Genomic DNA, 24,647 nt, shown 5'->3' with positions numbered 1-24,647 from the left:
TTTTTCATGGATTTTCCATGCCCGTTGTATAGGGCGATATCACGACGCCATCTCATGGTGACGACATCAGACTCCGTGCCAGCATTGTCTCGCGGTACAACCCAAGGAGAATGAAATGTCTGACCTGAAAACCGTTATCGACTATGGTGCCGATCCTTCTGGCAAGCAGAACAGCGCTGCTGCGTTTCAGGCGATGGCCGACGCTGCTGACAGTGGCACAGTCTTCGTCCCCGATGGCGATTATGTCATCGCCCAGACCGTTGATCTGAAGGGCAAAAGCATGCGGGGGCTGGCGCGCAACCGCGATGGTGGCGCCTCTCGTCTGCGACCTGCCGGCAACATCGACGGCCCGATGTTCACCAATCAGGGCGCTGTGATCTCTGATCTGCACATCTACGGCGGTGGCGAGAAACGTGGCATCACCGCCTTCGCCGCCCGGGGTTATAACGGCCTGTTCCACAATGTGCGTTTTGACCAGATTGGCACGGCCATCGACATCGAAAAAATCACCGTGCATTTTTCGGTGGTGGACTGCCGTTTCATCATGACCGGCACTGGGCTGCGCTGCCGCGACGTCAACAACGACGTCTCGACGACTACCCGCTTCGTCCGCAACGAATTCAACAACTGCGGTAATGGCGTCGTATATGATCGCGACCTCAAGGGGCCGTCTTTCATCGACAATATTTTCGAGTACATGAGTGGCGATGCGATCGTGGCCGCGCTCATCTACAACGGCACTTTCGTGGGCAACTGGTGGGAGAAGCGCCGCCCGGATGGCACGGAATCCCCATTCGGCAATGCCTCTCAAGCAGAAGGCGCTGGCTACCCTTGTGTCCGCACGCTGAAAAACCAGCAGATGATGCGCTGCTTTGCCTCGAGCAACAGCATGTCCTACGGCTGGGAAGATGTGTTCGCCACGGACAATCACGCTGGCAAGATGGGCGGTGTGTCTCTCAACGACGGTGATGTTGTGGTGCGCGATAGTACCGGCCGGGCTGTGCGTATCACCGATACCGGCATTTTCCGTGAATGCGCATCCCATGCTGGCCTGGGGCCGTTTGTCATTGATGCCAATTACAATAGCACCGGACGCCCGGGCATGACGCTGCGCTCTGGCGGTGGGCCGCTGCGTCTCGAGGACGACGCGGAAAACGGCTTCAGTGGCGCCCTGGTGTTCGACAAGGGCGATAACCTGGAAGAGCGCTTCACCCTGGCGCAGAACGTGCGCGGCCAGCGCACTGCCGGCCTGACGGGGCTCTCCGACGTGGTGGTCGGTGGCGAGACCAAACGCGCCATTACCGGCATCCCGCAGCATTTCCTGTGGCGTCAGGATGGGCTCTCCCGCGGTCTCGGGGCACTGCAATCGCATGACGTCTCCCAGCAAGGCGTCGTCAAGCTCGTGTTCCCGTACGTGATCGACAACCCTCTCATCCAGGTGTCGGTAGAGGACCGCGGCGTGCGCTTCGACGGCTGGAGCTACGTGGACGGCTACGTCAACAACTCGGGAACGCGCCGGCAGTGCACGGGCGTCTATCTGCATTTCACGGACCTGGCCGGCAATCCTGTCACGCCCGAGTCGTTCGCGATGCAGATCCTGACACTCGAGCCCGGCATTGATTGAACGCCATCACTGAGAGCAAGCAGCGTTGACAGGAGGTAAATGAGTATTCTGGCCGGAGCGACGCTCCGGCCAGTCTTTGTTGATCCGGCATGATCACCCGGCACAGCGAGGCGGCCCCCCCTAAGCGTGAGCGAGATAGCGCTCACGGGGCAGCGCCTCTCCGGCGACGTATGGGATCAAGCCATAGAACCTCGCCTTGGAGCTAAGCCTTGGAACCACGTCCTGGAACCAATCCATAGAACCCGCCATCGCGCGCACCAGCGGTAAAGGCGCTAATGGTGAACAGCGGAACCTGTCGCGCTTCGCGGACAGTCACAAGACAAATCCTGACGCTTTATTCACTCACGGTTGAACACTTTACGTAGCGTTATCACAATCGTATGCCTAGAATCGCGGTTCGATTGAAATAGGAAATGGATTCATTGAATTCGGTATAACGTCATAACTCAATGATGTTAATTCGGCGAGATGACGCTCGAGTCACGCCGTGAGTTTCAGCATCGATAACGGTAAAGATGGGGAATTGGCATGGGTATCGATGCCTGGTTGAGCATCGCGGCCGTGGTGGCGGTCCTGGGCACACTGGTCTTCACGCGTATCGCACCGGACGCCATTCTGGTCGGCGCCATGGCGTTTCTGATCTTCACCGATGTGCTCACGCCGCAGCAGGCGCTGGCGGGCTTCGCCAATACCGGGGTGATGACCATTGCCGCGCTCTACGTGGTGGCGGCAGCGCTCAAGGAGACCGGGGCGATCAAGTGGATCGCCAGCATGCTGCTCGGCCAGCCGAGCACGCTGCGCCGGGCCCAGTGGCGGGTGATGCTGCCGGCATCGGTGCTGAGCGCGTTCATGAACAACACCACCGTGGTAGCGATGTTCATTCCCGCGATCCAGGACTGGTCCGGTCGCCTGCGCCTTCCACCTTCCAAGCTGCTGCTGCCACTCAGCTATATCTCCATTCTCGGCGGGACCTGCACCCTGATCGGCACCAGCACCAACCTGGTGGTCGATGGCCTGCTGCAAAGCCGCCAAGGCATCTCGCTGGGCATGTTCGAACTCACCTGGGTAGGTCTGCCGATCCTGATCGTGGGCGGGGGCTTCATACTGCTGTTCGCCGGCTGGCTGCTGCCCCAGCGTGACGGCACCAGCTCGCAGCTCGACCAGATCCGCGAGTACAGCGTCGAGGTCGACGTGAAGCCGGGCGGGCCGCTGGTGGGTCGAAGTATCGCCGAAGCGGGGCTGCGCAACCTGCAGTTCGGCTATCTTACCGACATCCAGCGCGGCGACGAGCTGATGGCCGCGGTCCCACCGGAAACCCGGCTACAAGCGGATGACACCTTGATCTTCGTCGGCGCGCCCGAGTGTGCCCGTGAGCTGCGCGAGGTGCGTGGCCTGGTGCCGACCAACGGCAACGTGCAGAAGCTGGAGATCGCCCACCATCGGCGATGCCTGGTCGAGGCGGTGATCAGCCCTGACTTCACCGCGATCGGCCAGAGCGTGCGTGAATCGCGTTTCCGCTCGCGCTTCCAGGCGGTGATTCTCTCCATCTCCCGTCATGGGCGGCGGCTGGAGGGCAAGCTCGGCGATGTCGAGTTCCAGGTCGGCGACACTCTGCTGCTGGAGACCGGGCAGCAGTTCGTCGAGCAGTACCGCTACCGCAAGGACTTCCTGCTGGTCAGCCAGCTCAACGACTCCACACCGCCCAATTTTCAGAAGGCGCCGCTCTCGCTGGGCATCCTTGGGGTCATGGTGTTGCTCAGTGCCACCAACCTGACCTCGATCCTCGAAGCGGCCTTTCTCGCTGCCGGCGCCATGCTGGTGAGCGGCTGCCTGACCATGGGCAAGGCGCGCCGCTATATCGATCTCTCCGTGCTGATCGTGATAGCCGCTTCGTTCTCCCTGGGTACCGCGATGAGTGAGTCCGGCGCCGCTCAGGCCATCGCCGAGCAGGTGGTAGGGCAGATCCACACCCCCTGGCTGGCGCTGCTCTTCGTCTATGTGATGACGGTGCTGTTCACCGAGATGATCACCAACAACGCCGCCGCGGTGTTGATGTTCCCCATCGCCATGGCGGTCTCCGACCAACTCGGGGTCGATTTCATGCCGTTCGTCATCGCCGTCACCATTGCCGCGTCGGCCAGTTTCATGACCGCGCTGGGCTACCAGACCAACCTGATGGTGATGGGCCCCGGCGGCTATCGCATGCATGACTATCTCAAGCTAGGCGTGCCGCTCAGCCTGATTGTCGGTGTGGTCAGCGTCACACTGATACCGCTGATCTGGCACTTCTAACGACGGCGTAAATATCAGCATTTATGGATAGAAGGCATCCCCGGCCTGGTCACCATCATCTGGGTTTGGTTGGCCCACCTTCAGGAGCTAGCACTGCCCGTGAGGGATCGGCCGCCGGCGCTGGCTTGACCAGGCGCCCACGCAGGCCAGCTGCAGGAGCGAGCGCTGCTCATGAAGGAGAGCTTGCCATGACAGATACGAGGAATTCGCCTTCGCGGTAGGCAAATCGGGCCCGGCCCAATACAATCGTGTGGCTCAAGGGCCATGGATTCGGCCTACTAAATGTATCAATGTGTTCGAGGGCAGGGATTTTGCCACCGGTTATTTTTTTGGACTGCCCTGATGCTTTGGGCCTAATCCATTCCCTCCGGCCGATGCCATCGCGCGTATCGGGCATATGCCCGTGCGGTGAGGCTCGGCGTCTTAGTCAATCGGGTTGATCACAAAACATGTCAAACGCTTTCCATGGGGTGTCCCGCCGCGCTAGCCGGCTCGGGAAATTCTTCCAGCTGGGGGTGCTCTCTGTCGCCATCGCCGGATGTGCCACACAGAGCCAGCAGGGCATTCACAACGTGCAGAACATGCGTGGTGGTGCCGCGCTCGGCCCCGAGATATCCACCTTTCTCGATAACGCCACGCCCGGCAGCATCGCCGCCTTCCCCAAGAGCCCGTGGGGCTCGAACGTCTCAGTGATCGTTCAGGAACGCTACTTCGCTGCCAGCGGCAGGCTCTGCGCGCACCTGGATATCGCCCGCGAGAGCGGGGCGGCGCTGCATCAGGCCGAAGTCGCCTGTCTGGTCAAGGATAATGGCTGGTTCTCGCAGCGCCTGGTGACACAAGTGCTGCCCGCAACCAGCAATCAGTAACAAAAATCCGCTGCAACCGCGCCCAACGAGCCGAGTATCGTCGAAGACGATATAGGCGGCGCGGAAGCCGCACGAACACCACAGGAAGTCTTGCATGAAACGTGCAGCATCGTTTTTCCGGGCCGGGTGCCTGGTGGCGGTAGCGTGCCTGAACGCCAACCTGGCGAGCGCGCAATCCTTCGAATCGGGTAGCGATATCCTCCCGCAGGGCCAGCAGGCCCAGTCCATGACCATGCAGCCCCAGGGGGCCAACGGCCAGCAAGGAGCCAACGGCCAGAACGCCCAGCAGGCGGTGGATGACACCCCGCGTGCCAACTGGAACAGTGACCAGTACGGCCCGTTCGATCCCAACCAGGCGCAGATCGACCCCAATATGCTGCCGCCCTTCGGCGCCAATCTCTTCAGCGGTGGCTTCCGCGGTGTGATGGCCGACGGGCTCAACCCTGCCTACACGATCAAGCCTGGCGACCAGATCAATCTGCGCGTCTGGGGCGGGGTAGAGATGCAGCAGGTGCTGACGGTCGACTCCCAGGGCAATGTTTTCCTGCCGGGTATCGGCCCGCTCAACGTTCAGGGCACCTCCAACAGCGAGCTCAACAAGCGGGTCACCTCGGCAATCAAGTCCGTCTACCCGGAAAACGTGCAGGTCTATACCAACCTGCAGGGCGTGCAGCCGGTGGGCGTGTTCGTGACCGGCTATGTCAAGAATCCCGGCCGCTACTCCGGCACCCCCAGCGACTCCATCCTCTACTTCCTCGATCAGGCCGGCGGTATCGAACAGGCGCTGGGCAGCTACCGCCAGATCGTGGTCAAGCGTAACGGCCGCGCGATCGAAACGGTCGATCTCTATGACTTCCTGATCAACGGGAACATGCCACACACTCAGTTCCGCGATGGCGACACCGTGGTAGTGGAGCAGCGCGGCCCGGCAGTTGCCGTGGTCGGTGACGTTGAGAAGCCGTTCCGCTACGAGCTGGCGGGTGAGCAGCTCACCGGCGGTGATGTGACCAACCTCGCGCGCCTGCGCGCCGGCGTCTCTCATGTGCTGCTGCGCGGCAGCCGCCCCAGCGGCCCCATCGCGCGCTATCTGACGCTGAGCGAGTTCCGCGAAGCCAACGTCGAGAAGGGCGACGAGGTGCTTTACAGCGCCGATCAGCGCGCCGAAAGCATCGTTGTGCAGGTAGAGGGCAGCTACTACGGCCCCTCGCGCTACGTACTGCCGCGTGACGCTCACCTGGGTGAGTTCCTCAACGCGATCAGCGTGCCCAAGAGCATGACCAGCTACAAGGACATCTCGATCCGCCGCGAGAGCGTCAAGGAGCAGCAGAAAGAGTCGCTCAACGAAAGCCTCGACCGGCTCGAGCAGACCTATCTTGGCTACCCCTCGCGCACCGCGAAAGAGGGTGAGATTCAGGTTCGCCAGGCCGAGCTGATACAGAAGTTCGTGCAGAAGGCGCGCCAGACCCAGCCCACCGGGCGCCTGGTCGTGGCCCGCGGCGATAACATCGCCGATGTGCGCCTGCAGGATGGCGATGTGATCACCATCCCCGAGATCTCCGACTCCGTACTGCTGAGCGGCGAAGTCACCATTCCGCAGGCGATGGTCTTTACCCCCGGCATGAGCGCCAACGATTACATCCAGCAGGCGGGTGGCTTTACCCCGCGCGCGGATGACGACCAGGTATTGGTGGTGCACAAGAACGGTGCCGTGGTTCACGCCGGCGATACCAAGATCCGTGCCGGTGACGAGATCATGGTGCTGCCTGCCGCACCGACCAGCAATATCGAGCTGGCCAGCAGCATCACTCAGATCCTCTATCAAGTGGCCGTGGCGACCAAGGTCGCGCTGGATCTATAAACCTCTATTCAAGTAATGGATGACCGCCCGCGCGACAGTATGTCGGCGGGCGTAGGATCGTTAAATGGCAACCAAGACGGAACAGATTCCGAATTCTCCACGCCATCCCTTACGCGTCACCTGGGATGTCTGGACAGCAATGTATTTGAGGGAGATGGTGTCGAGAACCATGTCTGATCGGATGGCTTGGTTCTGGATGATCTTTGAACCCGTCGCAACTATTGCGGTAATGATTTTTATCCGCACCTACATTCGAGGTGGCAAACACATTGCTGGAGCTGATTTTGTACCTTGGATGGTGGTAGGCTTGATGGGTTTTTATTTATTTAGAGAAACAATGATGCGGCCTATGGGGGCTGTGGACGCAAACAGAGGGCTGTTTACATATCGACAGATATTGCCAATTGATCCAGTTATTGTGCGATGTTTCGTGGAGGGTATGATTCGTACTTTTGTGTTCCTGGTTTTTATCCTTGTTGGATCTCTTCTCAAAATTGATTTGATTCCAGATCACGGCTTTGGAGTAATGTTGGACTGGATAGGTCTCTGGATGCTTGGTGTTGGTTTGGGAGTTTTGCTGTCAGTTGCTTCTGGATTAGTTTCCGAAGTTGGTAGGGTTGTACGTATAGTCACATTGCCGCTTCTTCTGATATCTGGTGTCATTTTTCCTGTGACTTACGTGCCTGCGCAATACCAAGAGTATCTTTTGTGGAATCCTATTGTTCATGGCCTCGAAAGTATGCGTTTAAGTTTTTTTGATAGCTATCATACGATACCTGGTATCGACATGATCTACCTTTGGCTCTGGGCGCTAACTTCCTTGTCGCTAGGCCTTATCATGCATGTTCGCTTCGCCTGGAAACTAAAAGCAAGGTGAATAAGTGATTGAGATTCAGAATTTATATAAGCGCTACCATGGTCCGTTTGGTGGGGGGTGGGTATTAAAAGATGTAAATATTATCATCCCTGATGGTGTAAGTGTGGGGGTTGTAGGAAAAAATGGCGCTGGAAAGTCTACTCTTTTAAGACTAATCGGTGGGATGGATGTTCCTGACCGGGGGCGTGTAGTTAGACGTGGTCGGGTATCATGGCCCATTGGTCTTGCGGGAGGATTTAAAGGCTCCATGACAGGGCGTCAGAACGTAAAATTTGTGGCGCGTATTCATGGAATAAAGAAAAGCGTTGCTAGTCTTATTAAAGAAGTTGAAAGTTTTGCTGAGATTGGGAAGGCTTTTGATGATCCAGTAAATACATACTCTTCGGGGATGCGCTCGCGATTAGCTTTTGGCTTATCGTTAGCTTTTGATTTTGATATCTATATTTCTGATGAGGCTACTGCGGTAGGCGATCGTGCCTTTAAAGCCAAAGCTCGCGAAGCATTCCAAAAAAGAATCGATCATGCAAGCTTGATCATGGTGTCTCATGGTGAAGGCAGTCTTCGTCAAATGTGTGAGGCTGGGATATTTGTTAACGAAGGAAGTGCAACTTGGTATGATAAAATTGATGATGCAATAACCGCATATCACCAATCAAGTGGTTTAGTAACGGACGTTGCGGATGAGGATGACGATTATGATCTCGAAGACGATTTCGCATTGCCAACAGACCTAGCCTCAGTGGATGAGCAGCTAAAATCTCTCAGACGAGAAAGCGCAAAGATATACAAGCGACAAATAATTGTTGACTACCTTCTTGAGTCAGAGTCAAGTCCGAGCTCTAAACGTGATCTTGAAGCTGAGCGTGTGACATTGAAAAGGAATCGTCGCGAGGTTAAGCGTCGCCATCACGCTCTTAGAAGCTTGAAAGCCGAGCTTGATGAGAAATAGTTAAAGCTGCTCTTTTCGGTTTGCCATTTCTGGAGTAAAGAAGTAAGGCTCATGAAATTAGACTTATTCAATAAGTGTAAAAAACACTTGCATTGGTTCTTGTGCTTCCTGGCCATAATTCTTGTTGCTTTTTATTGGGCAGTTTGGGCAAGTGATAGATATGTTTCTCATGCTCACGTTGTGTTAGAGAGCCCCCAGATCTCCGCACCTAGCTTGAGTTTTAGTTCTTTACTTAGCGGTGGCGCTAACAGCAATTCTGACATGTTGCTATTGAGAGACTATTTGCGTTCCGTAGATATGCTTCAGTACTTGGTAGACCACGCGGGCTTTAGACGACATTATGCAAGCAATGGTGATTACTTTAGCCGCTTACAGAGCGAAGATGCGCCGTTGGAGGAGCTGCATGACTATTATCTGAAGCGAGTCTCAGTGGAGTTGGATGAGTACGCTGGAGTATTGAGAATTGACGTTGAAGCATTTACTCCGCAAGAGGCAAATCTCATTGCCAAGCTGTTGCTTGAACGCGGCGAAGAACATATGAATGACATGGGGCGACGTCTAGCTGAAGAACAAGTAAAATTTTTACAGCAGCAGGTGGATCAGTTGCAAGTCAAGTTTCAGGAAACTAGACAGGCGCTTTTGTCATATCAGAACGAAAATGGTTTAGTCTCACCTACCGGGACTGTGGAAAGTTTGAGTGGGGTCGTGGCTCGATTGGAAGGTCAACTAGCTGGGTTGAAGGCGCAGCGCACTGCTCTTGCCAGTTTTCAGAGCGCAACCTCTCCTGAAATCATAAAAATCAATAGCCAAATTTCCGCTCTTGAAAATCAGATAAGACAGGAAAAACAACGTCTCGCAGCGCAATCTGGTGATGCGCTTAATGCCGTTTCGTCCGAATATCAACGTTTGCAATTGCAGGCAAAATTTGCAGAGGAAAGTTATTCTGGTGCACTTTCTGCCTTGCAAAACACCCAAGTTGAAGCTGCAAGGAAATTGAAACAATTGTCAACTTTGCAATCGCCCACGCTGCCTCAATATCCGGAGCAACCTGAGAGGTTGTACAACATTGTGGTTTTTTCGGTGATATCAATATTCTTGGCATTGATCGCAAATATGATCGTGCTCATAGTTAAAGATCATCGAGATTAAAATTGAGGTTAACATGGAAGTCGAAGCGTCCTTAACCCCTGATGAAGCTTTAGAAGCCGCGCGCAATGTATTTTATGATCAGGCTGATGCGTTGCGTGTGATTGGTGACTCTCTAAATGTAGAAGTTTCCGAAGCAGTCAAATTGATGCATGATTGTTCCGGGAAGGTAATTGTCTCGGGCATGGGGAAATCAGGCATCATAGGTCGAAAGATAGCGGCTACTTTAGCATCTACTGGGACGCCGAGTTTTTTTGTGCACCCTGGGGAAGCTTATCATGGTGACCTAGGTATGATAGGGCCAGATGATTTAGTGGTTTTGATATCTTATAGCGGTGAAACAGATGAAGTAGTCAAGTTGTTGCCTTATTTAAAACATATTGAAGCAAAAAGTATAGCAATTACCGGGAACAGTCAATCTACGCTGGCTGTTTCTGCCGATGTCCATTTGGATGTTTCTGTTGAACGTGAAGCCTGTCCAAATAACTTGGCTCCTACCACATCCACTACAGCAACTCTTGTGATGGGTGATTCTTTGGCAATTGCGCTCATGAATCTTCGCGGATTTATGCCATTGGACTTCGCCAAATTTCATCCTGGTGGTTCCTTAGGAAGGAAGTTGTTGACGAAAGTCCAGGAGCTTATGCATCCGATACCAGTGGTTTCCGATAAGATTAACTTTTCAGATGTTGTCCACGAAATTAATGAGGGCGGCGTTGGTATTGTTTGTGTTCGGTCGGACTCCGATAATTTTGTCGGGGTTATAACGGACGGTGATCTCCGTCGTGCTATTGAAAAGTACCATTCCACCGATGCTTTGATTGCCGAACAAATTATGGGCAGGATGCCTACCGTAGTTCCAGTTGGTACTAATATGTATGAATGCGAGAATTTAATGCGTGAAAAGCGACTGACATCGTTAATCGTTGTCGATTTTCAAAATGAGCCAGTTGGTGTTATCAAGAGTTTTGACGCGTAAGCGAGGATCACAATGAGTAAAGTTACAAAGTTCTTCAAACACCCGGTTTTGTTTTTCAAAGATGCAAAAAAGAAAAAGCTGGCTCGGCAAAATAAAAATTCAGCATCCAACACCCCTAAAAAACCAAGCGCAAAAGCTGCTGTAAGTAATAACTCGGTAGCCAAGAAGTCCATTGAGATTCCAGAATGGTTTCGCTCTGATCCGGGCATAGAACTTCGTAATGCGCTTAATAGTGGTAAGCCTGTTATACTCTACATTCCTTGGATCACCGAACATTCTAATGCGTTGATAAATGCTGTGGGTGGTGATTATCACTATGCGCTAGCCCCGCTTGATTTTATAAGAGATCTTAGTTCCAATCGTCGATCTGTACTGTGGTTTGCTCGTGAAAACCCTGAGTTGTATAGAAAAATGATCGCGAAACGATTAGTGCCGATAATGGATAGAGTGGCAGGTATTGTATTCACGTTCGACTGGCCGCCTGTGATGAGGATTATTTCTTATCTTTGTGAAGAGCTTTCAATTCCAAGAATTCTAATACCCCATGAATCTGTATTTGTTAGCCGGGATAAATATTATTGGGATCCTAAATCTTTCGCCTCGCAACCCATTGCTGATGTTGTTTTAGGGTGGGGGGATCTTCAAAAAGGTATTTTTCTAGAAAGAGGGTTTCCTGAAGACAGATATCGCGCAGTAGGTGCCCCCAAGTTCGATAAATATATCAACTACCGGTCCAAGCTTAGTCGTTCTCAGTTCTATCGTTTATTTGGGCTGAGCCCAGGCAAAAAAACGATACTTTACGCCTCCCAACCTCTAGATTCGCAGCTCAACACTCGTTTGGCTAGAGAATCACAACGACAATCTATATCGGATTTGTTGAAAGCAGCTGAAGAGCTGTCTATGCAACTTATCGTTCGTTTGCCACCATCGAAGGATGATATTCTCGGCCACGAGCTTTATCAAAAAATAATCCAAGCAAATTTCGCGGCTGTTGATGATGCTGTTTGCTACTTAGTGTCTCCAGAAGATGCCCTTAATCACACTGAAGTGGTTGCTTCAGTTAATAGCACCATGCTGTTTGAGGGGCTTTTAATGGGGCGTATGCCAATATCCACTAAGTATGTGGAGTTCAAGCAAATATGGGAGAAGTGTAAATTTCCTATCGTACGGAATCACGAGCAGGTTGTGCTTACACTTGAGGATTATTTGGTAAATGGGTTTGAGGCTGATAGTGAAGGGTTAAAATGGGCCTCCAAGCAATTCTCAAATGGCAGTTTTGATGGCTTGTCGAGCGTCAGAATTAAGGATTATTTGAAGTGTTTTGTGGAAAACAAAGAAGACTTTTCTATGCAAAGCACTTCCCTTGAAAAGCTGTTCAATAGAGAGCGTATTGACCTTGTTGGTATACACTCTCCGGAAAATTCTTGGAGTACTATACAGAAATATTTACCCCAGCTTGTAAATGCAAATCAAAGGGTTTTTAGTGGCCATGGAATGAAAAGTATTCTGCAACTTGCTAGCGTTGATCTATTTTTGCAGTGGGGTATCTCACCTGCTAATACTAAAAAGCGTCAGAGACAAGTGAAGAATGCGTTAGGTCGTCAAATGGCCTATATCGAGGATGGCTTTATTCGCTCGGTTAACATAGGGTTGAAAGGAGAGCCAGGCCTCTCTTTGATTTTGGATGATACAACGAGTTACTACGATGCAACTCAAGCATCCAGAATGGAAAGATTGTTGAATTCAACCCTTGAGCTTACAGAGCCACAAAGGCAAAGAGCTGAGGAAGTTATCGGAAGAATAGTGCGAGAGCGCATCTCGAAATATAACCATGCTCCAATTGTACCGTTCTCGATAGGAACACCAGGAAGAAAGAAAGTTCTATTGGTTGACCAAAGAAAAGGCGATCAGTCAGTCGAGAAAGGCTTGGCTAATGAGACAAGCTTTAATCAGATGTTACTGGATGCAATTAATGATCGTTCGAACTGTGATATAATTATAAAGCAGCACCCTGATTCAATTGGTGGAGGTAAAGGTAGTTATTACAATAATGAGTCTTTGGCCTTCACTAAGCATATGAGCAATGTTTATTTAATCGATTATGATATTAATCCTTACAGCCTGTTGGATGCTGTAGACGAAGTCTTCGTAGTTACCTCGGGTCTTGGGTTTGAGGCTCTAATGTCGGGCAAAGAGGTGCGTTGTTACGGAGCTCCTTTTTATTCAAACTGGGGAGTCACCACAGATAAGGTTGTAGTTGAACGCCGAAAGAGAGAGCGAAGCGTAGTGGAAATATTCCATGTTGCTTACATAGAGCTCTCCCGCTATTGCGATCCGCGAAAAGAAGTTGCATGTGAAATCGAAGACTTAATTGACTATATTTCTAGTCAACGAAATTGCTCTGCCGTGTCTGTTTGATTTCTTACTCTCTGATGGCTGATCGAAACGGAACACGTTGTAATGAGCGTGTGATGTTTGATTTGTTAAGAGGTGCGGCTATGATGTCGGCAGCTGCCATTGATCTATAATGTGTTAAAATTCGCTTCTGGAATGTCTTTGCTTTAGGGGGGCAGATATGAACGTCGTGACTTTTGGTTCTTGTCTTTCAAGATACACGGCAGGTAACTACGTAAAAATTTTTGGTGGAAAGGTTATAAGTAGCGTTTATCACAATCGCTCAGATGTCTTCTATAAAAGATTTGCTTCGAAAGAAATGGGTTTTGATGGTCTCAATAATTTAATACAAAGAACTGATAGCCTGGATTTATCCAAAGCAAAAGCTGATGCTAATATAAAGCGTATTCTTGAAAATCAAACTAAAGAAAAAGTAGGTCAACACCGTCTGAGCAATGGGATGCAATTGTTTGACGCCCTTGGCTCACAGCCGGATCTGGTTGTAATGGACAATTATATGGATTTGGCTGCGAGGCTTGCCTTCTCTGAGTCATCTGGTTTTCCTGATCCTTTTTTTATTGCTCTTCATGGCTGGGGTGATACCTTTAAAGATTTTAGCCTTGGTGAGTATTTGGCCCCGGAAGAGGGTGCTTATTATATGGAAAAAGTGGTGAGCTTGTTTGTTTCTATTGCTCCCAAAAGCAAATTCGTCTTTATTAATTTTCCATACAATACGTACGCGGGAGATCGGTCAAGAGTTGCGCGAACCAAAGAGTATCAGCGCCTTTTTGGGCATTCTGCCGTCTTGAATATTCCATGTTTGGATGTTCGCAAACCATTTCAAACCAAAGATAAACAGCATTTTCAGCAAGCTCAATACGCAGCTTACGCTGGCATCATTCATTCAAATATTGCTTGGTCTTGAGGTCGTAATATGAATTTGCAAATTAAAAACTCTACCCCTTTCACTCTCCTAGGTGGTGTCAACGTCCTCGAGTCCCGCGATATGGCGCTCAAGGCTTGTGAGCACTACGTCGAGGTGACGAACAAGCTGTCGATTCCCTACGTCTTCAAGGCAAGCTTCGATAAAGCTAACCGCTCATCTATCCACTCCTACCGCGGGCCGGGTATGGAAGAGGGGCTGAAGATTTTCGAGGCGATCAAGTCTGAGTTCGGCGTGCCGGTCATTACCGATATCCACGAAACCTGGCAGGCGGCCCCGGTGGCAGAAGTGGCCGATATTCTTCAGCTACCGGCGTTTCTGGCGCGGCAAACGGACCTGGTGGTTGCCATGGCCAAGACCGGTAAACCGGTCAATATCAAGAAGCCGCAGTTCCTGAGTCCTTCGCAGATGCTCAACATTGTCGAGAAGTTCAATGAAGCGGGCAACTCGCAGCTGATGCTGTGCGACCGGGGAACTTGCTTCGGTTACGACAACCTCGTGGTCGATATGCTGGGTTTCGGCGTGATGAAGAAGGTTTCCGGGGATCTACCGATCATCTTCGATGTGACCCATGCACTGCAGCAGCGCGATCCGGGCGGCGCCGCATCGGGAGGGCGTCGCCAGCAGGTGGTCGAGCTGGCCAGTGCCGGTATGGCAACGGGGCTCGCCGGTCTGTTCCTGGAATCCCACCCGGACCCGGACAACGCCAAGTGTGACGGGCCGAGTGCCTTGCCGCTGCATCTGTTGGAGCCGTTCCTGACTCATATCAAAGCGATCGACGACACGGTCAAGTCGCTGCCCAAGCTGCAGATCGATTGAGCCGGGGGCGCCTTGTGAAAACCGTCATTGTCATTCCCGCTCGCTATGGCTCCAGCCGTCTGCCGGGCAAGCCGCTGGCAGAGATCGCCGGGAAGCCCATGATCCAGCACGTCTACGAGCGTGCCAGTGAGGTGAGCAACGTCGATGCCGTGTGGGTTGCGACCGACGACCAGCGGGTGGTGGAGTGTGTCGCCGGCTTTGGCGGCAGGGCGATCATGACGTCCGCCGACCATGTGTCGGGGACGGATCGCCTGGTCGAGGTGATGCGCGAGGTCGAAGCCGATCTCTACATCAACGTTCAGGGCGATGAGCCGCTGGTGCGCCCGGCGGATCTCGAGCGCCTGGCCGCCGAGATGGCCGGAGTTGGCCCTGAGGTTCATGTGGGCACGCTGTGCCACCCAGTATCGGCGGAAGAGGCGCAGAGCCCCAACTGCGTGAAAGTGGTACTACGGGAAAACGGCGACGCGCTCTACTTCAGTCGCTCGCCGATCCCGTTCCCCCGCGAGGCCGATGAGGCGAGCTATCTCAAACACGTTGGTGTTTACGCTTATCGGCGTGAGGTGCTCGAGGCCTACGGCCGTCTGACTTCACCGATGGTGGAGCGGGCTGAAGTGCTGGAGCAGCTTCGACTACTGCACGCCGGCATGACGATCCGGGCGGTGACTGTTGAGCCGACCGGGCCGGGGGTAGATACCCCCGAGTGTCTGGAGCGTGTCCGCGCGTACTTCCTTGGCCAACCCTATCAGCCCGCCGATCCGTTGGCCCAGGTCAAGCTGGTGATTACCGATATCGATGGCATCCTCACTGACGGCCGGCTGCACTACACCGAAGCCGGCGAGTCCGCCAAGCAGTTCCACGTGCGCGACGGTCTGGGTATTCGGATGCTGATTGCCTGTGGGGTGCAGGTTGCGTTTCTCTCGGGCCGAGATTCTGCCACCTTGCGCAAGCGCGCCGCCGATCTGGGGATCGAACTGGGGCTATATGGCATCAAGGATAAGGCAGCCGCCTGTCGTCAATTGCAGGCGCAAGCGGGTGTTTCGTCTGAGCAGACGGTGTGCCTGGGGGACGACACCATCGACCTGCCAGCTTTCGCCGCCTGCGGCCTGAGTTATACGGTGAGCGATGCGCCGGACTATGTCGCCAGCGCGGCCAGCGGCGTGCTGCCCGTGCTGGGAGGGGCGGGTGCCTTGCGGCATCTGGCCGATCGCATACTCACGGCTCAGGGCAAGGCAGATGTGTTCAAGTCCGAAGCAGGCTATCGCCGTGTCATGCAGACGATGTCCCAGTAAGTAGTGCTGAATCACTTCTCTGCAGCTCGATCTTCTCAATCTGCTTGATGCCGAGCAGTTGGTACGCTGCATAAACCACCGTGTTGCCCAGGGAGGGCGCCTTCATGAAACGAGTCTTGCGGTATCCCCTCTGGCTCGGTGAGCTCTTCACCGGCGCCAAGTCGTTCAAGGGCAACCCGGTGCTCGGCAGTGAGCGGCTCAACCGCTGGGGCCTGCACGCGGCCAGGGTGTGGCTGGCCTACTGGATTTCGCGCCTGCGCATGGCGATGTTCGCGCCCGGCGTGCCCAAGGTAGATCGGGTCGCGTTCCAGCGCGAGGGCTATGTACTCAAGGAGAACTATCTGCCGCCGGCACAGTTCGAGTCGCTGGTGGCGGCGGTGCGCGCCTATGAGGGGGAAATCCGCGAGTGCTGCCAGGGCGATACCGACACCCACCGCATTCTGCTGGCGCCGGAGGTGGTCGCGCAGTTGCCGGAGGTGAAGGCGGTGTTGGAAGACCCGGCCTTGAAGCGGCTGTTCCGCTACTGCGCAGGGCATGCACGCCTGCCGATCTGCCATATCGAGAACGTGCACAATGGAGATCGCCCCGAGGAGCACAAGCGCGACCCGCAGAAGAACCTGCACGTAGATACCTTCCAGCCGACCATGAAATTCTGGCTCTACCTAGAAGATGTCACCGACCACAATGGGCCTTTCGTGTTCGTTCCTGGGTCCAACCGGCCGCACCGGGAGCGGCTGAAGTGGGAGTATGAGATGAGCGTGCGTGCGCGCCAACACGCGGATAGCTACACCGCACGGGGCTCGTTCCGGGTCAGTGCCGAAGAGGCGCAGCGCCTGGGTAATCGCGGGCCGCAGGCGTTCCGGGTCAAGGGCAACACACTGCTGATCGCCAACACCTTCGGCATTCATGCGCGGGGCGAGGCCGAGCCCGGCAGTTCGCGCCTGGCGCTATGGGGCATGAGCCGAACCAATCCTTTCGTACCGCTACCGGGGCTGGGGTTCGACTACTTCAACCGGCTGCAGTATCGCGTGCTCCAGCGCATGCGTCTCAAGGAAGATGCCCGGGCCGCGGCCAAGGGGGGGCGCTCCTCTTGGCACGTGATCCCGCGCAAGCGCATCTGAGTCGTCGCCAGCCCGAAACCTGGGGTTTTCGGTGGTAAGCAGTCGTCGAGAAACCGCCGAAAGAGCCTTTCACGACCGGGGAGACCCGGCACCGGAAAGGCTCTTTTTTGTTCTGCGTTCTGGATACCGCCCGGCCTGATGGGCCCATCCCTCGCGAGCGAAGCCCGCTCTTGCAGGGGGGATTTCGGTGGAGAGGGTGTGGTGGAAGGCGTCACTCGGGCGCGAAAGGTGGGTTTGTTCCCCTGAGGGTGGTTTGTTTGCCGCTTTGAACGCGGGGCCAGGCAGTAGCATGAGCGCAGGATGCCGATACCTGCGTGAGTGGGGCGGCGTGTGGCGAAGCGGCCCGAGGTAAAAAAGGATGTTCAATGATTCTGTGATCCTGGTTACGGGTGGCACCGGCTCCTTCGGTCACAAGTTCCTGCACATGGTGCTGAGCCAGTACAACCCCCGCAAGGTCATCGTCTATTCGCGTGACGAGATGAAGCAGTGGGAGATGGCCAAGCTGTTCGCGGGTGATGAGCGGGTGCGCTTCTTCATCGGTGATGTCAGAGACCGAGACCGCATCTATCGCGCCCTGGATGGGGTGGACTACGTCGTCCATGCGGCCGCCACCAAGATCGTGCCTACCGCCGAGTACAACCCCTTCGAGTGCGTCAAGACGAACGTCCTGGGCGCCATGAACCTGATCGATGCCTGTATCGATAAGGGCGTGAAGCGGGTGGTGGCGCTCTCCACGGACAAGGCGAGCAGCCCGGTGAACCTCTACGGGGCGACCAAGCTGACCTCAGACAAGCTGTTCGTCGCGGGTAACTCCTATGCCGGCGGCCACGAGACGCGCTTCTCCGTGGTGCGCTACGGTAACGTCATGGGGTCCCGGGGGTCGGTCATTTCGTTCTTCCTTTCGATGCGGGACAAGGGCGTGCTGCCGATCACCGATCCGCGAATGACCCGTTTCATGATCTCGTTGGAGGAGGGGGTCGAGCTGGTCTGGCACGCCTTCGAGGATATGGAAGGTGGCGAGATCTACGTCAAGAAGATCCCGTCAATGAAGGTGACCGATCTGGCGCGGGTGGTGGCGCCTGACGCCCGGCAGGAGATCGTCGGCATCCGGCCCGGCGAGAAGCTGCACGAGCAGATGATCGGGGAGGAGGATGCGCTTCACACCTACGAGTATCCTGATCATTTCAAGATATTGCCCGCAATCAACAAGTGGGATCAGGATGTGAATCGTATCAAGGGGGGAACCCGGGTGGCGGAGAAATTCAACTACTCGAGCCATAACAACGCCGAGTGGATGACCGATGCGCAGTTGCAAGCATGGATCGAGCGCAACTGGGACAAGATCGGAGCCATCTGATGATTCCTTATGGCCGACAGGAGATCGATCAGGCGGATATCGATGCCGTTCTCAAGGTGTTGCAGTCCGACTTTCTGACCCAGGGGCCACAGGTGCCGCGGTTCGAGCGCACCCTCGCGGCCCACGTGGGCGCCCGGCATGCGCTGGCGGTCAACAGTGCCACCTCGGCGCTGCATATCGCTTGTCTGGCACTGGGCCTGGGGGAGGGCGATTGGCTCTGGACCAGCCCGGTGACCTTCGTGGCCTCCGCCAACTGCGGCCGCTATTGCGGTGCCAGTGTCGATTTCGTCGATATCGATCCCAGAACCTACAACCTTTGCCCCAAGGCGCTGGAGGCCAAGCTGCTAGAGGCAGAGCGCCAGGGGCGGTTGCCCAAGGTGGTGGTTGCCGTGCATCTGTGCGGCCAGCCCTGCGAGATGCAGGCGATCCATGCCCTGGGTAAGCGCTTCGGCTTCCGGATCATTGAAGACGCTTCGCACGCGGTCGGCGGCAAGTATCAGGGGGAGTTCATCGGCAGCGGTCGCTACAGCGATATCACCGTGTTCAGCTTTCATCCGGTCAAGATCATCACCACCGCGGAAGGGGGCATGGCACTGACCAACGACGATAGTCTGGCCGAGAGAATGACGCTATTGCGCAGCCACGGGATTACGCGCGATCCGGCCGCCATGACTCATGAGGTCGACGGCCCCTGGTACTACCAGCAGATCGCGCTGGGCTTCAACTACCGCATGACCGAACTTCAGGCCGCGCTGGGTGTTTCCCAGGCTGAGCGGTTGGATGCCTACGTGGCCGAGCGACATCGCCTGGCGACGCGCTATGACACGGCGTTGGCCGATTTGCCAGTGGTGACACCCTGGCAGCATCCGGATGGCTACTCCGGCCGACATCTCTATGTCGTTCGTCTCGAACTGGAGCGGATGTCGGCCTCTCACCGAGAGGTGTTCGAGGCGCTGCGCTCGCGTGGTGTCGGTGTCAATCTGCACTATATCCCGGTGCATACCCAGCCCTATTACCGAGCGCTCGGTTTTGGCGACGGAGACTTCCCCCAGGCGGAGCGCTACTACGCCGAGGCGATTAGCCTGCCGCTGTTCCCGACCCTGAGTGAGTCGCAGCAGGACGCAGTAATTCGCGCGCTATCAGAGGTGCTGGGGAAATGAAAATAGCGCTCGGAACCGTACAGTTTGGCATGAATTATGGCGTTGCTAATAGCGCTGGTAAGGTGAGGTTACAAGATGTGAGGCGCATTTTAGATATTGCGCATGGGGCTGGCGTGACGACTCTGGATACCGCGGTCAGTTATGGTGAAAGTGAGTCTCTGTTAGGGCGAGTTGGTACCAAGAATTTTGATGTGGTATCTAAGCTACCACCTAGAGATTTTCACGATAGCAACGCCGGGGAATGGGTGGCTACCCATATACAGAATTCTCTGAGGAAGTTGAATCGATCTAGCCTCTATGGCCTCTTGCTTCACCGCCCTTTGGATCTTATGGAGCGTAATGGGCAGGACGTCTATAATGCGCTTTGTGATTTCAAGGCGCGTGGAGTTGTCAAAAAGATAGGTATTTCTGTATACGGGCCAGAAGAGCTGGAGAAACTTTTTTCAAGATATGATTTTGATATGGTGCAGGCGCCGATGAATATTATCGACCAGCGCATGCGCGAGTCCGGGTGGTTAGATAAGCTGAAGCACTCAGGGGTTGAAGTCCATATTCGATCGGCGTTCCTGCAAGGGTTGCTTTTAATGCGCAAAGACGATAGGCCTGCATTTTTCAAGCCATGGTCTGATCTATTTTTACGCATCGAAGAATGGTGCCGTGATGAGAATATATCACTGTTGGAAGCTTGCTTGGGTTGTCTCGTTCAACGACCTCAAATAGATAAGGTCGTCGTCGGTGTGACTTGCCAAAACCAGCTTGAAGATATTCTTGCCAGCATATGTTCTCATCAAATAAAACCTCCGGCATCTCTGTGTTCACACGATGAAGCTCTGATTAATCCGTCTATGTGGAAGTTGTAATGCTTAACCTGGGCATGATTGGTTTGTCGAGTGGAAATGGCCACCCTTATTCTTGGGGGGCGATCTTTAATGGTTACGATAAAGCGGCCATGGAAGCCTGTGGGTTCCCTGTCATACCTCGTTATCTTGAGCGTCAGACTTGGCCGGAAAGCCAGCTATCTTCTGCTAGGGTGACTTCGATCTGGACTCAGGACCAAAATCTGTCTAATAAAGTGGCCAGTGCAGCCAGAATACCAACAGTGGTGAGTCATCCCAATGACATGATCGGTATGGTTGATGGCCTGTTGCTGGCAAGAGACGATGCAGAGAATCATTACAAATATGCCGCGCCATTTCTCAAGGCGGGAGTTCCTGTCTATATAGATAAGCCGATAGCATTGAGTTTGAATGACTTGGGCTATCTCTACGATCTGGAACAATACCCTGGTCAGATATTTAGCTGTTCTGCACTCTCTTATGGCGATGAGTTAAGATTGAGTGCTGAGGAATCGTTGGCGTTGGGCGAAATTCGAAGCATTATTGCTACGACGCCAAAATCTTGGGATAAGTATGCTGTCCATGTTATAGAGCCGAGTTTACGATTTTTGCCGAGTGAAGATGTACCCGAAACTTCTTCTCGCGTGAGTGGCGACCATGGAACCACAGGTGCCATGCTGTCGGTCTTATGGAAAAGCGGCATCCAAACAAGTTTTGTAGCAACTGGTGACGCCGTGGCCCCGATATCGATAAGGCTGCACGGAACGAAGGGGTGGAAAGAACTCCTTTTTACGGATGCCTTCCCGGCGTTCAAAAAGGCGCTTGAAGACTTTGTGAGGGGGATCGAAAACAATACGGTGCAGTCACCTAAGGAGCACCACTCGAGAGTTGTATCGCTTATTGAACAAGGTAGATCATGACCCAGACAATCTTGATTACGGGCGGTACGGGAAAGTTTGGCCGCGTTTTTGTCTCCCACTTCGTTGAACGAGGTTGGAATGTCCTTTTTACCTCGACCAGCCGCAGTCGAGCCGATTTACTGATCGCCAATTATCAAGGCGAGGGTGAGTTGACAGGCTTCGTTGTTGATCTAACGGAAAAAAATGCGGCAATAAAGCTGATTGAGCAGGTGCATGATGCCGGTCATATTGTCAATCACTTGGTCAACAATGCGCGAAGTCTGAGTTCTCTATCGACTAACGGAATGGGGCAAACGGATCGCGAAGAATTTCAACAGGAATATTTGTTGGATGTCATCGTTCCTTACGAGCTTTCAGTGGCGCTTTACAATTCTCAGTCGAATGATCTTAAAACCATTACCAATATTGGATCTCAATATGGCGCCGTGGCAGCCAATCCAGACTTGTACGACGCATATCCTCACCAGTCGCCAATACAATATGGAGTGGCCAAGGCCGCGTTGATGCATTTGACCAAAGAACTTGCCGTTCGCTTTTCTGAGAAACAGGTTCGAGTGAATTGCATTGCCTATGGAGGAGTGAAAGGGCGAGTTGATACTGAGTTCGAAAAACGCTATGCGGCCTTGTCTCCGTCCAGGCGTATGTTAAGAGAGGCTGATCTGGCAGGGCCTTTGGAGAGTATGATTCAAGACGGTAATGTTGCAATTACGGGCCAAACTATTATGGCCGATGGAGGATGGTGTTTATGGTAGCCAGCAAACATATTGCCATCATACCTGCTCGTGCTGGGTCCAAACGTATTCCTGGTAAAAATATTATTGACTTCATGGGTCAGCCAATGATTGGCTGGACAATTGAAGCGGCTTTGCAATCGGGTGTCTTTGATCGGGTGTTGGTCTCGACAGATGATGAGGATATTGCTCAGGTTGCTAAAGAATATGGCGCCGAGGTGCCTTTTTTACGTGTGAATTGTGCGGATGACTATTCACCAGTCAGTATGGCGACAACTGTAGCACTTCGGCAAGCTATGGACTATTGGGGCGAGAGCTATGGCATTGTAGCGCAGCTCATGGCAAATTGTCCTCTGCGCTCTTCTATAGATATTCAACTTTCTATTGAAAGCTTTATGGAAAAAGGGCGTGACTTTCAAATCAGCTGTTTTAAGTTTGGTTGGATGAATCCATGGTGGGCGGCTACTTTAAGTGAGGACGGACAGCCAAGCCGTTTGTTTAAAGAGTATGCTGCCTCGCGTTCCCAAGATCTGCCTGAACTTTACTGTCCTACTGGGGCGATCTGGCTGGCCAAAGCACCAAAGCTAATTGAGTGTGGTGATTTTTATGGTCCGAATCATGCTTTTGAGCCTATTTCTCTAGCCAGTGCTGTGGATATTGATGATGGAGACGATCTGGCACTAGCGAGAACGTTTTTTTCTCAAAATTCCAGCAGCAGAGAGTGTTAAGGTTTTGATTGACATCGCCTTTCGCGTCGATGCCTCGCTGGAAATCGGTACCGGGCACGTCATGCGTTGCGTGACGCTGGCTGCGGCGTTGCGCGAGCATCACGCGGCGCGGTGCTGTTTCCTGTGTCGTGAGCTTCCCGGACATCTGATCGCGCGTATCGAAGCCGAGGGGTTCGAGGTGTTTCGGCTAGCGGCGCCCGCGGTCGCCGAGGCACCGCCCTCGGATGGGGCCATTGAGGGGCCTGCCCACGCGGCCTGGTTGGGTGTCGACTGGCCGTTGGACGCTCGGGAGAGTACCGCGATACTAGCGTCGCTCGCTCCAGACTGGCTGGTGGTGGATCACTATGCGTTGGACGCGCGCTGGGAGTCGGCAGTGCGTCCGCCGGGTACGCGGCTGCTGGTCATCGATGATCTCGCCGATCGTGAGCACATCGCCGACCTGCTGCTGGATCAGAATCTGGGACGGCGCGCCGGGGATTACGCGGGACTGGTGCCGCCAGACTGCCGCCTGATGGTCGGCCCCGACTATGCGCTGCTGCGCCCGGAGTTCGCCGAGTGGCGCCAGCCGAGTCTGGAAAGGCGCGCCACCCGGCCAGGGCTGTCACAGTTGCTGGTCAGTCTGGGCGGGGTGGACAAAGACAACGTCACCGCGGATGTCCTTCGGGTCCTGCGCGATGCCGGACTGCCCGCAACGTGCCGGATCACGGTGGTGATGGGCGCCACTGCGCCATGGACCGATGAGGTGAGCCGGCTGGCGCAGAGCCTCGAGCAACCTACCGAGGTCGTCACCAACGTGAGCGACATGGCGCGGCGCATGGCCGAGGCTGATCTGGCGATTGGGGCTGCCGGCAGCACATCGTGGGAGCGCTGCTGTCTGGGCCTGCCGAGCATTCTGCTGGTGATCGCCGAGAATCAGCGCTTCATCTCGGCCATGCTGGATAGATCCGGCGCTGCTGTGGCCATCCGTATGCAAGACGGACATGGGGAAACCCAGTTGAATGACGTTATCCGTCGCTGTTTATCCGTGCCCGAATACCTCGCTGAGATGTCCGAAAAGGCCGCTTCGATTGGCGATGGGTTGGGTGCCCAGCGCTTGGGGAAGTTAATGCATGAAAAATAGTTCGATAACCGTGCTGGTCGACAATGAGTCTTGGATTACACCTTATGCCATGAGACTGGTCGATAGACTCACGGCGAAAGGGTTTGACGCGGCCTTCTGTGAGCGCATCGAGGCCATTCGGCCAGGCTGGATCAACTTCATGCTCGGCTGCACCAAGCTCGTCGCTGAAGAGGTGTTGCAGAAAAACCGGCACAACCTGGTCGTGCATGAGAGTCGCCTGCCTCAAGGGCGCGGCTTTGCACCCATGACCTGGCAGATACTGGGAGGTAAGAATCGCATCCCCGTCTGCCTGATCGAAGCCGTCGCAGCACCCGATGCCGGCGATATCTGGATCGAAGATGTCATCGAGCTCAAGGGCAATGAACTGTGCGCTGAGTGGCGGGCACGACAGGGCGATAAGACGCTGGAGATGTGTCTGAGGTTCGTGGATCGATATGACGAGCTGACGCCGCACCGGCAGCAGGGCGAGCCCTCCTGGTACCCTCGCCGCGGCCCCGGCGACAGTCGCCTGGATATCGATAGGCCACTACGCGAGCAGTTCGATCTGTTGAGAGTGGTCGACAACGAGCGATACCCGGCTTACTTCGAGATCGAGGGGCAGGTCTACACGCTGCAGATCCATAAGGCAGAGGGGTAAC

At 54.4% G+C, this 24,647-nt stretch carries 21 protein-coding genes; all 21 read left to right on the top strand.

The genetic code is table 11. From position 1 onward, the window contains the following. Positions 1-115: 115 nt before the first annotated feature. Entirely contained in the window at positions 116-1,624 is a 1,509-nt protein-coding gene (locus DOM66_RS04630; RefSeq protein WP_110674178.1) for a hypothetical protein, read from the top strand. A 528-nt stretch (positions 1,625-2,152) separates the two neighbouring features. Continuing rightward, complete coding sequence (locus DOM66_RS04625; RefSeq protein ID WP_110689383.1) at positions 2,153-3,916, top strand: SLC13 family permease; 1,764 nt, start codon at positions 2,153-2,155, stop codon at positions 3,914-3,916. 449 nt (positions 3,917-4,365) lie between these two features. After that, positions 4,366-4,782, top strand: coding sequence for a DVU3141 family protein (locus DOM66_RS04620; protein ID WP_110689382.1), 417 nt, complete (start codon positions 4,366-4,368; stop codon positions 4,780-4,782). A gap of 94 nt (positions 4,783-4,876) precedes the next feature. Next, positions 4,877-6,640, top strand: a complete 1,764-nt coding sequence (locus DOM66_RS04615; RefSeq protein WP_110689381.1) for a polysaccharide biosynthesis/export family protein — start codon at positions 4,877-4,879, stop codon at positions 6,638-6,640. A 64-nt stretch (positions 6,641-6,704) separates the two neighbouring features. Then, the gene (locus DOM66_RS04610) at positions 6,705-7,517 is read left to right on the top strand and encodes an ABC transporter permease (RefSeq protein WP_188115136.1); all 813 of its coding nucleotides are present in this window, start codon (positions 6,705-6,707) and stop codon (positions 7,515-7,517) included. A 4-nt stretch (positions 7,518-7,521) separates the two neighbouring features. Further along, entirely contained in the window at positions 7,522-8,466 is a 945-nt protein-coding gene (locus DOM66_RS04605) for an ABC transporter ATP-binding protein (protein WP_110689379.1), read from the top strand. 51 nt (positions 8,467-8,517) lie between these two features. Continuing rightward, a complete protein-coding gene (locus tag DOM66_RS04600; RefSeq protein WP_110689378.1) occupies positions 8,518-9,615 on the top strand; it encodes a chain-length determining protein in 1,098 nt (365 codons plus the stop codon). 13 nt (positions 9,616-9,628) lie between these two features. Further along, the gene (locus DOM66_RS04595) at positions 9,629-10,591 is read left to right on the top strand and encodes a KpsF/GutQ family sugar-phosphate isomerase (protein WP_110689377.1); all 963 of its coding nucleotides are present in this window, start codon (positions 9,629-9,631) and stop codon (positions 10,589-10,591) included. Positions 10,592-10,603: 12 nt separating this feature from the next. Then, the gene (locus DOM66_RS04590; protein ID WP_110689376.1) at positions 10,604-13,009 is read left to right on the top strand and encodes a capsular polysaccharide export protein, LipB/KpsS family; all 2,406 of its coding nucleotides are present in this window, start codon (positions 10,604-10,606) and stop codon (positions 13,007-13,009) included. A 157-nt stretch (positions 13,010-13,166) separates the two neighbouring features. Then, on the top strand, positions 13,167-13,910 hold the full coding sequence (locus DOM66_RS19475; protein ID WP_157958984.1) for a hypothetical protein: 744 nt from the start codon (positions 13,167-13,169) through the stop codon (positions 13,908-13,910). 9 nt (positions 13,911-13,919) lie between these two features. Continuing rightward, positions 13,920-14,747: a 3-deoxy-8-phosphooctulonate synthase gene (kdsA, locus tag DOM66_RS04585; RefSeq protein ID WP_110689375.1), complete on the top strand. Its 828-nt coding sequence runs from the start codon at positions 13,920-13,922 to the stop codon at positions 14,745-14,747. Positions 14,748-14,761: 14 nt separating this feature from the next. Further along, on the top strand, positions 14,762-16,036 hold the full coding sequence (gene kdsB / locus DOM66_RS04580; protein ID WP_110689374.1) for a 3-deoxy-manno-octulosonate cytidylyltransferase: 1,275 nt from the start codon (positions 14,762-14,764) through the stop codon (positions 16,034-16,036). 104 nt (positions 16,037-16,140) lie between these two features. Beyond that, on the top strand, positions 16,141-17,157 hold the full coding sequence (locus tag DOM66_RS04575; protein WP_110689373.1) for a phytanoyl-CoA dioxygenase family protein: 1,017 nt from the start codon (positions 16,141-16,143) through the stop codon (positions 17,155-17,157). A gap of 358 nt (positions 17,158-17,515) precedes the next feature. Continuing rightward, positions 17,516-18,514 (top strand): UDP-N-acetylglucosamine 4,6-dehydratase (inverting), encoded by a 999-nt coding sequence (pseB, locus tag DOM66_RS04570; protein ID WP_110689372.1) that lies wholly within the window; start codon positions 17,516-17,518, stop codon positions 18,512-18,514. Then, positions 18,514-19,674 carry a UDP-4-amino-4,6-dideoxy-N-acetyl-beta-L-altrosamine transaminase gene (gene pseC / locus DOM66_RS04565; protein ID WP_110689371.1) on the top strand — a complete coding sequence of 387 codons (1,161 nt, stop codon included), beginning with the start codon at positions 18,514-18,516 and terminating at the stop codon, positions 19,672-19,674. The genes pseB and pseC overlap by 1 nt, the downstream gene beginning before the upstream one ends. Continuing rightward, positions 19,671-20,534, top strand: a complete 864-nt coding sequence (locus DOM66_RS04560) for an aldo/keto reductase (RefSeq protein WP_110689370.1) — start codon at positions 19,671-19,673, stop codon at positions 20,532-20,534. The genes pseC and DOM66_RS04560 overlap by 4 nt, the downstream gene beginning before the upstream one ends. Then, positions 20,534-21,430 carry a Gfo/Idh/MocA family oxidoreductase gene (locus tag DOM66_RS04555; RefSeq protein ID WP_110689369.1) on the top strand — a complete coding sequence of 299 codons (897 nt, stop codon included), beginning with the start codon at positions 20,534-20,536 and terminating at the stop codon, positions 21,428-21,430. Before DOM66_RS04560 ends, DOM66_RS04555 begins: the two co-directional genes overlap by 1 nt. Continuing rightward, a complete protein-coding gene (locus DOM66_RS04550; protein WP_110689368.1) occupies positions 21,427-22,182 on the top strand; it encodes an SDR family oxidoreductase in 756 nt (251 codons plus the stop codon). Before DOM66_RS04555 ends, DOM66_RS04550 begins: the two co-directional genes overlap by 4 nt. Then, the gene (locus DOM66_RS04545; protein ID WP_223161900.1) at positions 22,176-22,889 is read left to right on the top strand and encodes an acylneuraminate cytidylyltransferase family protein; all 714 of its coding nucleotides are present in this window, start codon (positions 22,176-22,178) and stop codon (positions 22,887-22,889) included. Before DOM66_RS04550 ends, DOM66_RS04545 begins: the two co-directional genes overlap by 7 nt. A gap of 4 nt (positions 22,890-22,893) precedes the next feature. After that, entirely contained in the window at positions 22,894-24,009 is a 1,116-nt protein-coding gene (pseG, locus tag DOM66_RS04540) for a UDP-2,4-diacetamido-2,4,6-trideoxy-beta-L-altropyranose hydrolase (RefSeq protein ID WP_223161898.1), read from the top strand. Next, a complete protein-coding gene (locus DOM66_RS04535; RefSeq protein WP_223161896.1) occupies positions 23,999-24,646 on the top strand; it encodes a hypothetical protein in 648 nt (215 codons plus the stop codon). Before pseG ends, DOM66_RS04535 begins: the two co-directional genes overlap by 11 nt. Position 24,647: the final 1 nt, after the last annotated feature.

The organism is Salinicola endophyticus, from assembly GCF_003206575.1.
GTDB lineage: Bacteria > Pseudomonadota > Gammaproteobacteria > Pseudomonadales > Halomonadaceae > Salinicola > Salinicola endophyticus.
Note: the sequence above shows the minus strand (reverse complement) of the source record. Positions and strands in the feature narration are given on the sequence as shown.